Annotated in this window: 13 protein-coding genes; 7 read left to right on the top strand and 6 right to left on the bottom strand. The window is 71.9% G+C overall.

The annotated features are described in order from the left end of the window. Positions 1-174: 174 nt before the first annotated feature. Complete coding sequence (locus ORG17_RS02200; RefSeq protein WP_155896754.1) at positions 175-324, top strand: hypothetical protein; 150 nt, start codon at positions 175-177, stop codon at positions 322-324. 79 nt (positions 325-403) lie between these two features. Here ORG17_RS02200 and ORG17_RS02195 read toward each other — a convergent pair whose 3' ends face one another. After that, entirely contained in the window at positions 404-1,105 is a 702-nt protein-coding gene (locus ORG17_RS02195; RefSeq protein ID WP_231495634.1) for a GntR family transcriptional regulator, read from the bottom strand. Positions 1,106-1,203: 98 nt separating this feature from the next. Here ORG17_RS02195 and ORG17_RS02190 point away from each other — a divergent pair, with 98 nt between their 5' ends. Next, positions 1,204-2,415, top strand: a complete 1,212-nt coding sequence (locus ORG17_RS02190; RefSeq protein WP_214527524.1) for an MFS transporter — start codon at positions 1,204-1,206, stop codon at positions 2,413-2,415. Between the two features lie 57 nt (positions 2,416-2,472). On the opposite strand, the gene ORG17_RS02185 is transcribed toward ORG17_RS02190, so the two are convergent. From ORG17_RS02185 to ORG17_RS02175, 3 genes are all read right to left on the bottom strand, one after another. Further along, on the bottom strand, positions 2,473-3,315 hold the full coding sequence (locus ORG17_RS02185; protein ID WP_214527523.1) for a formate/nitrite transporter family protein: 843 nt from the start codon (positions 3,313-3,315) through the stop codon (positions 2,473-2,475). 111 nt (positions 3,316-3,426) lie between these two features. After that, complete coding sequence (locus ORG17_RS02180; protein ID WP_214527522.1) at positions 3,427-4,593, bottom strand: baeRF2 domain-containing protein; 1,167 nt, start codon at positions 4,591-4,593, stop codon at positions 3,427-3,429. Continuing rightward, complete coding sequence (locus tag ORG17_RS02175; protein WP_111056728.1) at positions 4,574-4,915, bottom strand: hypothetical protein; 342 nt, start codon at positions 4,913-4,915, stop codon at positions 4,574-4,576. Before ORG17_RS02175 ends, ORG17_RS02180 begins: the two co-directional genes overlap by 20 nt. Before the next feature lie 208 nt (positions 4,916-5,123). On the opposite strand from ORG17_RS02175, the gene ORG17_RS02170 reads away from it, so the two are divergent. Genes ORG17_RS02170 through ORG17_RS02155 form a run of 4 tightly spaced genes read left to right on the top strand, consistent with a single transcriptional unit; the run spans position 5,124 to position 11,555 of the window. Next, positions 5,124-6,482, top strand: a complete 1,359-nt coding sequence (locus ORG17_RS02170) for an extracellular solute-binding protein (protein WP_035807941.1) — start codon at positions 5,124-5,126, stop codon at positions 6,480-6,482. Beyond that, complete coding sequence (locus ORG17_RS02165) at positions 6,479-7,594, top strand: carbohydrate ABC transporter permease (RefSeq protein WP_111224778.1); 1,116 nt, start codon at positions 6,479-6,481, stop codon at positions 7,592-7,594. The genes ORG17_RS02170 and ORG17_RS02165 overlap by 4 nt, the downstream gene beginning before the upstream one ends. After that, complete coding sequence (locus tag ORG17_RS02160) at positions 7,591-8,526, top strand: carbohydrate ABC transporter permease (protein ID WP_250892476.1); 936 nt, start codon at positions 7,591-7,593, stop codon at positions 8,524-8,526. The genes ORG17_RS02165 and ORG17_RS02160 overlap by 4 nt, the downstream gene beginning before the upstream one ends. Continuing rightward, on the top strand, positions 8,523-11,555 hold the full coding sequence (locus tag ORG17_RS02155) for a glycoside hydrolase family 2 TIM barrel-domain containing protein (protein ID WP_214527521.1): 3,033 nt from the start codon (positions 8,523-8,525) through the stop codon (positions 11,553-11,555). The genes ORG17_RS02160 and ORG17_RS02155 overlap by 4 nt, the downstream gene beginning before the upstream one ends. A gap of 89 nt (positions 11,556-11,644) precedes the next feature. Here the strand turns inward: ORG17_RS02155 and ORG17_RS02150 are convergent, their stop codons facing one another. Beyond that, positions 11,645-12,070: a DUF3151 domain-containing protein gene (locus ORG17_RS02150; protein ID WP_071246180.1), complete on the bottom strand. Its 426-nt coding sequence runs from the start codon at positions 12,068-12,070 to the stop codon at positions 11,645-11,647. A 274-nt stretch (positions 12,071-12,344) separates the two neighbouring features. Here ORG17_RS02150 and ORG17_RS02145 point away from each other — a divergent pair, with 274 nt between their 5' ends. Next, positions 12,345-13,976, top strand: a complete 1,632-nt coding sequence (locus ORG17_RS02145; RefSeq protein ID WP_214527520.1) for an ABC-F family ATP-binding cassette domain-containing protein — start codon at positions 12,345-12,347, stop codon at positions 13,974-13,976. 21 nt (positions 13,977-13,997) lie between these two features. Here ORG17_RS02145 and ORG17_RS02140 read toward each other — a convergent pair whose 3' ends face one another. Next, a complete protein-coding gene (locus ORG17_RS02140; protein ID WP_214520703.1) occupies positions 13,998-14,693 on the bottom strand; it encodes an SDR family oxidoreductase in 696 nt (231 codons plus the stop codon). Positions 14,694-14,703 lie beyond the last annotated feature (10 nt).

Raw genomic sequence — 14,703 nt, 5'->3', positions numbered from 1 at the left:
ACCATCCTAGGCACGCCGTGTCCCGGGAGTTCTCCACACGGTGCCGGAAACGCTTGCGGGACAGCGGGGGTCGCGCGACACTGTTCCGACCTCAGTACGTCCCGTGAGGAAGCGCACCAGCGGGCCGCGTGCCCGCACCGATCAGGTTGCCCACACGCAGGGGAAGGACACGACATGTCACAGTCGACACGTTCCGGGAGCAAGCTCGCACTCCGCGCGAGCCACGACGAGGCCGAGGTGCGCGACGCGCTGCTCGAACGCACGGATTCGATCCGCACGTTCGACGATCTCGACGCGCCGCAGGAGACGACGGACCTGCGCTAGCGGCTCGCGCCCGGCCTTCCCCCGGACACGGCCAGGAGGCCCGGGCAGGCGCCCGCAGACCACTCACGTCCGCGGACACTCAGCCCTCGGTCGCGCCCACGATCGTCATGCCCGCTCCACGCAGGCGTCGGCGCTCCTGCGCGATCCAGCTGAGCAACCGGTCGTTCGTGCCCGCGACGTGGGCGGCCACGAGTTCCGCCGCGCGGTCGGCGTCGCCGTCGCGCACGGCGTCGATGATGGCGCTGTGTTCGTCCCACGCGGCGTCGCGCGCCTCGGGCGTGCGGACCTCGATCCAACGCGTGCGCTCGAGCCGCGTCAGGGCGTCGGCGATGGCGTCGGTGACGAATCGGTTGCCCCCGAGCGCGGCGAGGTCGAGGTGGAACGTCGACCCCATCCGGATGCCGGCCTGCTGGTCGGGGGTGGGCCGGAGCGCGTCGAGGTGCCCGCGGACCTCCGCCAACTGCTCGGGGGTGGCGCGCTGGACGGCCAGCCGAACGGCAGCGGGCTCGAGGATGCCGCGGAGTTCGGCGAGCGAGGCGATCTCGTCGAGGTCGATCGGGGTGACCGTCCACGAACGACCCTCGTGCAGGATGAGCCCCTCGCGCTCGAGCCGCGACAGCGCGGCGCGGACCGGCGTGCGCGAGGCGTGGAACCGCGCCTCGAGCCCCCGCTCCGAGATGCGCTCCCCCGGTGCGATGTCGAGGGTCAGGATGGCTGCGCGCAGGTTGTCGTAGAGCTGGGCCGTCTGCGACACGGGCGCGGCGTCGGTCGTGTCGGTCACGGCGGACAAGCCTAGCGGCGTGACGGCGGGAATGGTATACCGTTCTGGTATACCAATCCGTTCCGCGATGGAACGACGACGAACGGCCGACACGACCCATGCCCACGACCGACGCCCCGCAGCGATCCACCACGACGCCGCCGGTCTCCGCCCGCGCCTGGACGATGCTCGCCCTCGGGGTCGCGGCCCAGGCGGCGGGGACGCTCGTCGTGTCCGCGCCGGCGCTCCTCATCCCCCACCTGCTCAGCCGCGGCACCTCCCTGCCGGTCGCCGGGGTCCTCGCCGCCGCCCCGACCTTCGGCATGGTCCTGACGCTCATCGCCTGGGGCGCGATCACCGACCGGTTCGGCGAGCGCGTCGTCATCGCCGGCGGGCTCGTGCTCACCACGCTGGCCGTGGTCGCCGCCTGGCTGGCTGCGGGCGACCCGGTGCTGCTCGGGTTGGCGTTCCTGGCCGCCGGCATGACGAGTGCCTCGACGAACGCCGCGAGCGGCCGGGTCGTGGTGGGGTGGTTCCCGAAGGAGCGCCGGGGACTCGCGATGGGCATCCGGCAGATGTCGCAACCGCTCGGGGTGACGCTCGCGGCGGTCACGGTGCCGCAGCTCGCCGAGGGCTCCGGGATCCGTGCGGCCCTGGTCCTGCCGATCGTGCTGTGCGCGGTGCTCGCCGTGTGCTGCGCGATCGGGATCACCGACCCGCCACGCCCTGCCCGGGCCACGGTGGCGACGACGGCGACCGCGAACCCCTACCGGTCGAGCGGGTTCCTGTGGCGGGTGCACGCGGTGTCGGTCCTGCTCGTGGTGCCGCAGTTCACCCTGTCGACGTACGGGCTCGTCTGGCTCGTGGGCCTCGGCTGGTCGACGCCGGCGGCCGGGCTGCTCGTCGGCGCCGCGCAGTTCGTCGGGGCGATCGGCCGGATCCTGGTCGGTGGCTGGAGCGACCGGGCCGGGTCGCGCGTCGGGCCCCTGCGGATCGTCGCGGTGAGCGCCGCGGTGGTGATGGCGGTGCTCGCGGTCGTCGACGCGACGCACCTGGCCGGGGCTGCGGTGTTCCTGGTGCTCGCGACGAGCGTGACGGTCGCCGACAACGGGCTGGCCTACACGTCGGTCGCCGAGGCGGCGGGACCGTTCTGGTCGGGCCGGGCGCTCGGGGCGCAGAACACCGGGCAGTTCATCGCGGCGAGCGCCGTCGGTCCGGGCATCGGCGCCCTGGTCGGTGCGCTCGGGTTCGCGGCGTCGTTCGGCATCGTGGCGGTGCTCCCGCTGCTCGCGGTCCCGCTGGTGCCCCGACGCGACCGCTCGCACGACTGACCGTCCGCGCGACTGACCGCGGACGACCCCGTCAGCCTGCGCCGCCCGTCGCGCCCGTCACCCCTGTTCGTGGTCGGCGCGCTCGGGGTCGTCCTGGGAGTCCCGGCGGCGGTCCTGCATGAGCTCCTTCGTCCGGAGCAGGCGCAGCGCCGTCACGAGCACCAGCCCACCGAGGACGTTGAACAGCAGCGTGTACCCGAACCAGCCGAGCCACTGCCCGTAGGTGATGTCCGCGCCCGACTGGATCGCCCCGAAGACGAGCAGCGAGTCGAGGATCGAGTGGAAGAGCTGCAGCCCGGCGAGCAGGAAGCCTCCGGCGACGGCGGCGACGAGCTTCGCGGGGTCTGAGTCGGTGCCCTGCTGCATCCGCGTCATCAGGGTGATGGTGCTGCCGCCCAGGACCGCCAGCACGATGCTCTGCAGTCCGAACGGCGCGTCGACGTAGTGGTGCGCCGACTCCGAGAGCGTGGCGTGCCACTGCGGGAACGCCTGGACAACGAGCCACATGAACACCCATCCCCCGGCCAGGTTCGCCACGAGGGTGCCGCCCCACAGTCGCACGAGCTGCAGCACGGTCCCCTCGCGGGCGACCACGGCCGCGACCGGCATCAGGAAGTTCTCGGTGAAGAGTTCGCTGTGCGCCAGGTGCAGCGCGATGAAGCCGATGCCGAAGGCCAGCCCGGCGATCAGGTGGCTGTCGGTCTCGGTGAGCACGGCGAGGTACGCCATCACCCCGAGACCGACCTCGAGGCCGCCGAAGAACCCCGTGACGAGGACGGCCCGGGTCGTCCGTTGCAGCCGCTCCGCGCCCTCCTCGATGGTCGCGTCGAAGGACTCCGCGAGTTCGTCCTCAACGGGGGCGTCGCTGGTGCCGAGCTCACGTCGGCGGTCGTCGGTCATGGCCGGGACGCTATACGCGGCCGTCGTGGCGGCCCGCAGGATCGCGCCGAGACGGACGGGAGGCCCGGTACCAGCTGGCACCGGGCCTCCCGTCCGTCGTCCGGTCACCGCTCAGGCGGCCGGCACCGCCGGTCCCACCGGCCACCGCAGCAACGCCGCGGCGGGCGCGCCGTTCGGGAGCGACGCGGCGTTTACGAGCAGCAGCTCCGCGTCGGTGAGGGCGACCGCCCGGACGATCGCGCACACGGCCGGGACCGGTCCGATGACCGGTGCCCCCGCCGCCTGCTCGGGTGCCGTGGCGATCCACGGCACCGCTCCCAGCGCGAGCAGGGTGCGGTCGCCGATCGCGGCGGCGTCGATCGCGACGACCGAGGCCTGCGCCTGCTGCAGCGCCTCGACGACGGAACCGAGACCGGTGACCGTCTGGTTGTCCCCGCGGCCGACGTGGGTGCGGAGCAGGTCCTCGAAGTCGTGCCGGCGGGTCGCGATGACCCGCGCGAGCGCGATGTCGACGTGCTCGACGAGCGCGGTCTCCGACGCGTCCGACGCCCGGGTGTCGACCGGGACCTCGGAGACGACGGCGCGCGCTTCGGTGGACAACTGGTCGAGCAGGAGCCCCCGTGCGCGGATGTCCCCCGCGACCACGATGAGCTTCGGCTGCAGCCGCCGGAACGCCTCGTCGACCGCCGTGGCGACCTCGTTCTGGTTGTCGCGCCAGATCTCCTCGGTGTGGTGCTGCCACCGCAGGTGCGACCAGCCGCCGCCCTGGAACTTGTGGAGCGTGTCGGTGCGGCCCTGCACGCGCTGCTCGTCGCGACGGTCCGGCACGTCGGCGTGGCCCAGGCGGTAGGCGCGGTAGCCACCGCCCTCGCGACCGACCTCGACGATCAGGAACGGCAGGTCGAGCGGCCGGTGTGCCAGGAGCGGCAGCAGGTCGGGCACGGGGTCGTGGCCGATCGACGTCGGGGCGTGCATCGCGCCGGGCAGGACCTCGCTGAGCACGAGTTCGCCGTCGTGCACGAGCACGTACCGGCTGACGGGTGCCGGCACCCCCGGCGTCTCCTCGAGCTCGGCCATCACCGTGTCGATGACCTCGGCGTCCGCCCCGGCCGACCGCAGCACGTCCTCGGCCTTCCGGCGCTGCAGGGCGGCGAGGTGCTGCGGGTCCTCACGGTCACCGGACGCGTCGACGTAGGCCCACGTCCACGTGCCCCCGCGCTTCAGGCGTTCGGCGATGCCGCACTGCAGGTGCGGCGCGTCATTCTGCGTCAGAGCCATCGGCGCTGCCCTCCCCGGTCTCGGTGCGGTACACGGTCGCGTCGGCTCCGTCGCCCTCGCCGGTGGGCAACGGGTCGGCACGGTCGGCGTCGTCCTCGGGGAGCACGTCGGTGGTGTCGTCCTGCAGTTCGCCCTCGAGCTCGCCGTCGTAGCCCGACGCGGCGAGGGTCTCCGGGCTGTCGGTGTCGTCGGGGACCGGCTCGGACTGCCGGAACTCCTCGACGTGGGCGTTGCTGCCGTGCCCCTGGACGATGCTCTGCGCCTCGTGCGCGAGCTGCTCGTCGAGTTCGGGGCGATGGGTGGTGTTCCCGCGTTCGGTCATCGCTTCTCCTCCCGGTCGTGCCACCGGCGGCCTTCGCCGTCCGGGGCGTCGGTGTCTGCTCTGTGACCCCACCGTCCGCGCCCGGGCCTGGGGCCGTTCCAAGGTGCGCCGGGAACGCGCAGTGTCGGTACGGTCACGAAACCACAACGGCGTTCGGTTCTGTGGTTGGGTGTGGACAACCCCGATCAACGACGAACGGAGTGCGGCAATGGCGCCACGACCACGACCCATCACGAGACGACACCTGTTGGGCTTCGGCCTCGGCACCGCGGCGGCGGGACTCCTCGCCGGCTGTGCGGTCCCGGGCTCGACCAACGTCAACAAGGCGGCCCTCGTGCCCGCCGCGGCCTCGGGTGAGACCGTCCAGCTCACCTACTGGGCCTGGCTCAAGGACCTGCAGAAGGTCTGCGACGTCTGGAACGAGACACATCCGAACATCCAGGTGTCGGCGAACTGGATCCCCGGCGGCAACAGCGGCGGGTACCAGAAGATGTACTCCGCGCTCGCGGCCGGCGGCGGCCCGGACATCGGGCAGGTCGAGCTCCGGCAGATCCCCGAGTTCATGCTCGCGAACGGCCTGGTCGACCTGGCCCGGTACGGCGCGAAGGACTTCGAGTCGAAGTACGACGAGGCCGCGTGGGCGCAGGTGTCGTTCGTCGACGGCATCTACGGCATCCCGCAGGACACCGGCCCGATGGGGTTCTACTACCAGACCGCGATCCTCGAGCAGGCCGGCGGCGAACCCCCGACGACGTGGGACGAGTGGCGTGACCTGGCCGACAAGGTCCGGAGCACCGGGAAGCAGAACTACCTCGAGGTGTTCCCGGTCGCCGACGCCTCGCCGTTCGCCGCGTACGCACAGCAGGCCGGCGCGCGCTGGTTCAAGGTCGACGGCGACGAGTGGGTCGTCGACATGACCGACGACAAGACCCTGATGGTCGCGGACTTCTTCGACGGGGTGATCGACGACAAGCTCGTCGACACGAGTGCCGGTGCGTACTCCCCCGGGTGGTACGCCGCGGCCGCGAGCGGCAAGATCGCCGCGGTCACCAGCGCGAGCTGGGGTGACGCACTGATCGAGTCGGTGCAGGGCGGCGAGGGCAAGTGGAAGGTCGCCCCGATGCAGAAGTGGGGCGCCGACGGCTTCGGCTCGAGCGCCATCGGCGGTTCGACAGCCGCGGTGCTGGCGAACGCGAAGCACCCGAAGGAGGCGCTCGAGTTCATCACGTGGATGACCACCTCGAAGGAGGGCATCGACGCCATGATCAAGCACTGCGGCATCGGCTGGTCGCCCGCGGTCGACTACATCGGGGCGCAGCGCGAGAAGCCGTCGAAGTGGTTCTCCGGCCAGAACTACAACGAGGACGTCTTCGTGCCGGCCTCGAAGGAGCAGAACATCGACTGGTCGTGGTCCCCGGTGACCCAGTCGGCCTTCACCAGCCTGCAGAACCAGTTCCGCCGCAAGCTCACCTCGGGCCTGAAGCTCAGTGACGCCGTGGAGCTCGCACAGCGGGAGATCGTCCAGTCCTTCAAGGACAAGGGCCTCAGCGTCAGGACGGCACGATGACCCAGCAGACCACCACCCCACGGTCCACCGGCCGACCGGCCGGCGGCACCCCCGCGTTCCGCACGAGCACGAAGGCCACGAGTGCGCAGAAGCGTGCCCCGTGGATCCTGCTCGCCCCGTTCCTGGCGCTGTTCCTGCTGACGTTCGTCATCCCGATCATCAGCGCCCTGTTCCAGTCGTTCACCACCGTCGACCGCGAGGGCCTGTTCGGCGAGGACGGCGTCGTCGGCCGGTTCGCCGGGTTCGACAACTACGCGATCGCCCTGCAGGACAGCGGGTTCGTCGCCTCGATCGGCCGCATGCTGCTCTTCGGCATCGTCCAGGTCCCGGTGATGATCATCGCCTGCACGATCCTCGCGCTGCTGCTCGAGTCGGCGAGCGCCCGCTGGCCGGGCTTCTTCCGGGCCATCTACTTCATGCCGTACGGCGTCCCCGGGGTCATCGCCACGATCCTGTGGTCGTTCCTGTACGTGCCCGGCCTGTCACCGATCGTGTCGCTGCTGCAGTCGATGGGGCTGCAGCCGGACTTCCTCGGCGCGAACAGCGTGCTGTGGTCGATCGCGAACATCGTCACGTGGACGTACACCGGCTACAACATGCTCATCATCGTGGCGCAGCTGAAGTCCATCCCCGGCGAGGTCTACGAGGCCGCCAAGGTGGACGGAGCGAACGCGTTCCAGGTCGCGTGGCGGATCCAGATCCCGCTCATCGCGCCGGCCCTGGTGCTCACGACGGTGTTCTCGATCATCGGCACCCTGCAGCTCTTCGCGGAGCCGCAGATCCTGTCGACCGTGGCCCCGGCGATCGACACCGAGTACACGCCGAACTACGCCGCCTACACGAACGCGTTCGCGTTCAACGAGTACGGCGTCGCGAGTGCGCAGGCGGTCATCATCGCGCTGGCCGCGTTCATCCTGTCGTTCACGTTCCTCGCGCTGACGAACCGACCGCCCAAGGACGAACGCGACCGCCGCAAGCGCGCACGGCGCGACGGCCGGGAGGCCCGCACCGCGCTCCAGACGCGCGCTGCGGCGGGCAGCACGGTCACCACCCAAGCCGACCCGGGCCTCCAGGCCGGTCGCGTCGCGACCACCGAAGGGACTGACCGATGACCAGCGAAGCCATCGAAGCGCCGGCCACGGCGAAGTCCGCCGTCCCCGTGGACACCACGTCGATCTCGGCGCACCAGCGCCGGAAGCTCGACCGGTCCCCACGCTCGCAGATCGTCGTGACGGGGATCCTCGTCGTCGTCGCGCTGTACTTCATCGTCCCGCTGTACTGGGTCGTCATCGCCGCGACGAAGACCACGGGCGCGCTGTTCTCGACCAACGGGTTCTGGTTCGGCGGCGAGTTCGCCCTCTGGAGCAACCTGCAGCAGGTGTTCACCTACGACGGCGGCATCTTCGTCCGGTGGATCGCGAACAGCATCCTGTACTCCGGCGTCGGTGCCGTCCTGGCCACCTACTTCGCCGCGGCCGGCGGGTACGCGCTGGCGAAGTACGACTTCCGGGGGCGTCAGTTCGTGTTCGGCACGATCCTCGGCGGCGTGCTCGTGCCGGGGACCGCGACGGCACTGCCGCTGTTCCTGCTGTTCTCGTCGATGGGCCTGACCAACACGTACTGGAGCGTGCTCATCCCGAGCCTGGTGTCGCCGTTCGGCCTGTTCCTGTGCCGGGTGTACGCCGCCGCGTCGGTGGACACCACCCTGCTCGAACAGGCTCGCATCGACGGTGCCGGCGAACTGCGGATCTTCCACACCGTGGTGCTCCGGCAGATGACCCCGGCGCTCGTCACCGTGTTCCTGTTCCAGGTGGTCGGGATCTGGAACAACTTCTTCCTGCCGCTCATCATGCTGGCAGACCAGAAGCTGTACCCGATAACACTGGGTCTGAACAACTGGCGCTCGCAGGTCGACCGCCTGCCGGAGTTCTACCAGCTCACCACCGGCGGGGTGCTCGTCTCGGTCATCCCGCTCGTCATCGCCATCATCGTCCTCCAGCGCTTCTGGCGTGGAGGCCTCACGGAAGGATCGGTCAAGGGTTGACCCACTCCGCACTCTCGTCCACCGCACCCGGCTCCGACTCGCGGCTGGCACCCCGTGCCTGGCTGCACACCGACGCCCCGTCCCTGTCGCTGAACGGGGACTGGCGGTTCCGGTGGTCGCCCGTCGCCTCGGTCTCCGAGGACTTCGCGACCGAGGGTGGGGAGGACGACGACCCGGCCTGGGGCGAGCTCCCGGTGCCGTCGCACTGGGTGCTGCACGGCCACGGCGCTCCGAGCTACACGAACCTGCAGTACCCGTTCCCGATCGACCCACCGCACCCGCCGGAGGAGAACCCGACCGGTGACCACCGCCGCACGTTCGAGCTGCCGTCGTCGTTCGACGGTGCCGGCCGGGTGCTGCTGCGGTTCGACGGGGTCGAGTCGCACTTCCGGGTGTGGCTGAACGGGACGCTCGTGGGGTGGTCGACGGGCTCCCGCCTGGCGACCGAGTTCGACGTCACCGAGCTGGTGCGCCCGGGAGCGAACGAGCTCGCGGTCCGGGTGCACCAGTGGTCGGCGGCGTCCTACCTGGAGGACCAGGACCAGTGGTGGCTGCCGGGCATCTTCCGTGACGTCACCCTGCTCGCCCGGCCCACGGCGCCGATCGACGACGTGTTCGTCCAGGCCGGTTGGCGAGCGACGCTCGGCACGGCCGCCTCGGCGGGCACCGCGGCGTCGGGACGGCCGGAGACGGGGACCGGCACGATCACGTTCCCGACGCTCGACGCGGTGTTCCCGATGCGGTTCGCGGTGCCGGACCTGGGCGTCGACGTGACCTGGGCCACGGCGGACGACGTCGCGCCGATCGAGGTCGAGGGTGTCGAGCCGTGGAGTGCCGAGCTGCCGAAGCTGTACGACGCGACGCTGTCGACCCGCGCCGCGGCGGCTGGCGCGGCCGGCGAGACGGTGTCGCTCCGGCTCGGGTTCCGCACCGTGTCGATCGTCGGCGACCGGTTCCTGGTGAACGGCGAACGCGTGGTCTTCCACGGCGTGAACCGGCACGAGACCCACCCCGTGCGCGGCCGGGTGTTCGACGAGGAGCACGCCCGCGCCGACATGGCGCTGATGAAGCGGAACAACGTCAACGCCATCCGAACCTCGCACTACCCGCCGCACCCCCGCGTGCTCGACCTGGCCGACGAGCTCGGCTTCTGGGTGATCCTGGAGTGCGACCTGGAGACCCACGGCTTCCTGTTCACCGACTGGGTCGGCAACCCCTCCGACGACCCGGCGTGGGCCGAGGCCTACCTCGATCGCATCGCCCGCACCGTCGAGCGCGACAAGAACCACGCGTCGATCGTGATGTGGTCGCTCGGCAACGAGTCCGGCACCGGCCGGAACCTCGCGGCGATGTCGCAGTGGGTGCACGACCGTGACCCCGAGCGCCCGGTGCACTACGAGGGCGACTACACGGGCGAGTACACCGACGTCTACTCGCGGATGTACCCGACGCTGCAGGAGACCGAGTCGATCGGCGGCGGCACCCCGACGCCCCTGCTCGGCTGCGGCCCGGCCGAGGCCGCACGGCAGCGGTCGAAGCCCTTCATCCACTGCGAGTACGTGCACGCGATGGGCAACGGCCCCGGGCAGATCGCCGAGTACGAGGCCCTGGTCGACCGGTACCCACGGCTGCACGGCGGGTTCGTGTGGGAGTGGCGGGACCACGGCCTGCTCGCGAAGACGCCCACGGGCGAGGACTTCTACGCCTACGGCGGGGACTTCGGCGAGGTCGTGCACGACGGCAACTTCGTGATGGACGGCCTGGTGCTGCCCGACGACACCCCGACGCCGGGGCTCGCCGAGTTCGCCGCCGTCGTGGCCCCGATCCGTCTGGCGGTCTCGGACACCACGGTCCTGGTCGAGAACCGGTACCACTCGGCCTCGACCGCCGGGCTCCGGCTGTGCTGGACCCTGTCGCGGAACGGCGTCGTCGAGGCCTCGGGACGCCTGTCCACGGGCATCGTCGCCGCCCGGGAGTCGGCGACGGTCCCGGTGCCCTCCGAGGTGCTCGACGCGGCCACGTCCGAACTCGCACCCGGCGACGAGCTCTGGTTCGACCTGACCGTGGAACTGGCGGGGCCGACCGCGTGGGCGGACACCGGCCACGTCGTCGCACGCACCCAGCGGCTCGTCGCGGCGCGCGCGGCGGACGCACCACGGGCCTCCCGGCAGGGGTGGGACGGCGACCGACTCGGTGACGGCACCTTCAGCGCCCGCGGCGACCTGGTGTCCTGGAAGGGCCACGAGGTCGCCGGGCCCCGTCTGGAGCTCTGGCGTGCACCGACCGACAACGACAGCCTGGCGTCACAGGGCGGCTACGAGACCGCGGACCCGGTGCTCACGCACGGTGTCGGCGACCCGACCGCTCCCCCGTCCGCGACGCGCTGGCGCGACCGAGGGCTGGACCGGCTGACGCACCGGCTGGTGTCGGTGTCGCGGACCGGCTCCGGTCTGGAGCAGCGCGTCCGCGTCGCGGCGGCGAACAGCGGGTGGGGCCTCGAGGTCACGCACCGCTGGACCCTGACGTCCGAGGGGCTCGTGCTGCAGACCGACGCCGTGCCGTTCGGTGCCTGGGACGTCACGTGGCCGCGGATCGGGGTGCGCTTCGACCTGCCCGCGTCGCTGGCCGATGCGGACGCCACCTGGTTCGGGACCGGACCGCTGGAGTCGTACGCCGATTCTTCGCATGCTGCCCGCGTCGGCCAGTTCACCGCTCCGGTGCGGTCACTCGGGGTGGCGTACTCGCGGCCGCAGGAGACCGGGCACCGGCCGTCGCTCCGGTCGCTGGCGGTCGGGCCGTTCACGGTGTCGACGGTCGGGTCGCACCGTGCGGGGTTCACCCTGTCGCCGTGGACCGCGCAGCAGATCGACCGTGCCGAGCACCCGTACGAGCTGCCGACGTCGGACCACCTGTACCTGTACCTCGACGCCGCGCAGCACGGGCTCGGCAGCCGGGCGTGCGGGCTCGACGTGCTGCCGGAGCACCAGCTCTGGCCGCAGGCGTTCAGTTGGAGCGTGCTGCTGGGCTAGTCGGTCACGCGCAAAACACCGGTGTTCGCACGTTGCACACCCGCATCCCGCGGCGTGCAGTGCGAACGCCGGTGTTTTTCGTGCGGGAGCTACGCGCCGGCGGAAAGTGCGCGCAGGGCCTCGGGGTCGCTCGCGTTCAGGAAATCGGTCAGGCGCTCGGGCTCGCCGGGCTCGTCGATCGCCTCGGCCGCACGGCGCAGGGCGAACAGCGCCCGCAGCACGCCACGGTTGGGCTCGTGCGACCACGGCACCGGGCCGACACCGCGCCAGCCGGCCTTGCGCAGGGCATCGAGCCCACGGTGGTACCCGACGCGGGCGTACGCGTAGGACTCGAGGGTCGCGCCGCGCGCCCACGCCTCGTCGGCGAGCAGCGCCCACGCCAGGCTCGACGACGGGTAGGACACCACCACGCTCGCGACAGGGGCCTCCGCCTCGATCGCGGCGGTCACCTCCGGCTCGGCGGGCAGCAGGGTCTCGGGGTTCGACGACGGGGTCGGCAACAGGTTCTCCGGCATGCCCCCAGCCTGTCATCCCTTGCGGGTGCCCGTGTCACGGGATTACCGTGGAGGTCACCTCGTCGTCATCGCGGGGCCGCCGGGGCGGGAGACCGACCGGCGGAACGGATGGCGGACACGGGGGTCCCCCGACGGAAGCAGACGGATTGCTGTCGATCACCGGTACCGCTCAGCCCACGCGCTGACACCGTGATCGCGCGCCCCGTCGGGCGCTCCACCGCACCGCGGTGGCCTCGGTGTCGTGCGCCCAGCATCGACACCGGGAGACACCCCCATGCCCACCAGTCCGTCCGTCGTCCTGCACGACGTCACCTTCGCCTGGCCCGACGGCACCGTCGCGCTCGACCACCTCACCGCCGCCTTCGGACGTGGCCGGACCGGCCTGGTCGGGAGGAACGGGGCCGGCAAGTCCACGCTGGTCCGGCTCGCGACCGGCCGGCTCCACCCCACCTCGGGCAGCATCGCGACGTCGGGTCCCGTCGACCACCTGCCGCAACGCCTCTCCCCACCGGCACGGCCTGATCGCCGCTGGCGCGTCGATCAGGAACCGGCGCCGTGGGCCCACGCCAGCGCGGACGACACCGTCGCCGACCTGCTCGGCATCCGGCCCACCCTCACGGCGCTCCGGGCCGTCCTGGCCGGCGACGCCACTGCCGCACAGCTCGAGGCGGTCGGCGACGACTGGGACCTGGAGGAACGGGCCGCCGCGGTGCTCGACCGGGTCGGGCTCGACGGCACCGAGCTCGACCGGCCGGTGTCGACGCTGTCCGGCGGGCAGTCGGTGCTCGTCGCCGTCGCCGGGGTCCGGTTGCGCGCGCGGCCGATCGTGTTCCTGGACGAGCCGACGAACAACCTGGACCGCCGGGCCCGCGGGCTGCTCCTCGACCTGGTCGACGACTGGCGCGGCACCCTGGTGCTCGTCAGCCACGACCGGGAACTCCTGGAGCACGTCGACGAGACCGTGGAACTCCGCGCCGGGGCGATGACCGTGTTCGGCGGGACGTTCAGCGCGTTCGAGGAGCACCTCGCCGTGCAGCAGGCAGCCGTCGAGCGCGAGGTCCGGGTCGCCGAACAGCGGCACCGCACCGAGAAGCGGCAGCGCATCGAGGCGGAGACCAAGATCGCCCGACGCGCGAAGGCCGGCGAGAAAGCCGGCCGCTCGATGCCGAAGATCCTGGCGAACGAGCAGCGGAAGAAGGCGCAGGAGACCGCCGGTCGACTGCGCGTCGGGTACGCGGGCGACGAAGCTGCCGCCCTCGCCACCAAGCGCGAGGCCGAGCTCCGTCTGCGCGACGACGAGTCGATCCACGTCACCCTGCCCGACCCGGACGTGCCGGCGTCGCGTCGGATCGCCACCGTGACCGTGCGGGGGCGTGACGTCGTCGTGCAGGGGCCGGAACGGGTCGCCGTCACCGGGGACAACGGGGTCGGCAAGTCCACCCTGCTCGAGCAGCTCGTCGGCGACCCCGCTGCCCGGGAGCACCCGCTGCCCGAGACCGGGGCCGTCGCCCACGTCGACCGGATCGCGTACCTGCCGCAGCGGAAGGACACCCTGGACGACACCGCCACGGTGCTCGACAACGTGCGCCGGGACGCCCCGCACGTGCCCGTCGCCGAGGTCCGCAACCGGCTGGCGAAGTTCCTGGTGCGCGGGGACACCGTCGAGCGCCCGGCCGGGGACCTGTCCGGCGGGGAGCGGTTCCGGGTGGCGCTGGCGGCCCTGGTGCTCGCCGACCCGCCGCCGCAGCTGCTCGTGCTCGACGAGCCGACGAACGACCTCGACCTGACGAGCGTCGACCAGCTCGTCGACGCACTGCGGGCCTACCGGGGAGCACTCGTCGTGGTGAGCCACGACGAGACGTTCCTGGAGCGACTCGACCTCGACGAACGGATCGAGCTGCGGTAGCCGATGGTCGCCGTCAGCGTGTCAGCGCCGTCGGGTCGGCCGGATCGCGAGCGACTCGACGGTGCCGCGCTCGGGCAGGTCGACGACGGTGCGGACCGCGGCGGCCACGTCCTCGGGTGCCAGGTAGTAGTCGGTGTCGTAGGACTCCCCGAGCTTCGCCACGAGCTGCCGCTGCATGTCCGAGTCGGTCCGGCCCGGGTGCACGCTCGACACCCGCACGCCGTTCGCCCGCTCCTCTTCGCGCAGGGCGTCGGCGAAGGCCCGCAGCGCGAACTTCGACGCCGCGTACACCCCACCGCCGGGGCCCGAGTGGAACCCGGAGCCGCTGTTGATCGGTACGACGATGCCCCGGGCTGCCCGCAGTGCCGGCAGCGCCGACCGGGTGAGCTCGGCGACCGCGAACACGTTCGTCGCGAAGACCTGCTCCCACACCGCGCGCGGGGTGTCGGCGACGGTGGTGCCCTGCTCGACACCGGCCGAGTGCACCAGGACGTCGAGCCGATCGGGCAGCGCGGGGACCTCGCCCACGCCCAGGTCACCGACGAACGGCGCCGCGCTCGGCAGCTCCGCGACCAGGGCGTCCACGGCGTCGGCGGACCGGCCGCCCACGAGCACGTGGTGGGTGCGGCCGAGGTCGGCGGCGATCGCGCGGCCGATGCCGCGGGTGGCTCCGGTCACCAGGGCGACCGGACGGTTCTGGAGCTGGTCTGTCGTCACGTGGGCCAGC

The organism is Curtobacterium flaccumfaciens pv. betae, assembly GCF_026241855.1.
GTDB classification, from domain to species: domain Bacteria; phylum Actinomycetota; class Actinomycetes; order Actinomycetales; family Microbacteriaceae; genus Curtobacterium; species Curtobacterium flaccumfaciens.
This window is presented reverse-complemented; position numbering and strand designations above follow the sequence as displayed.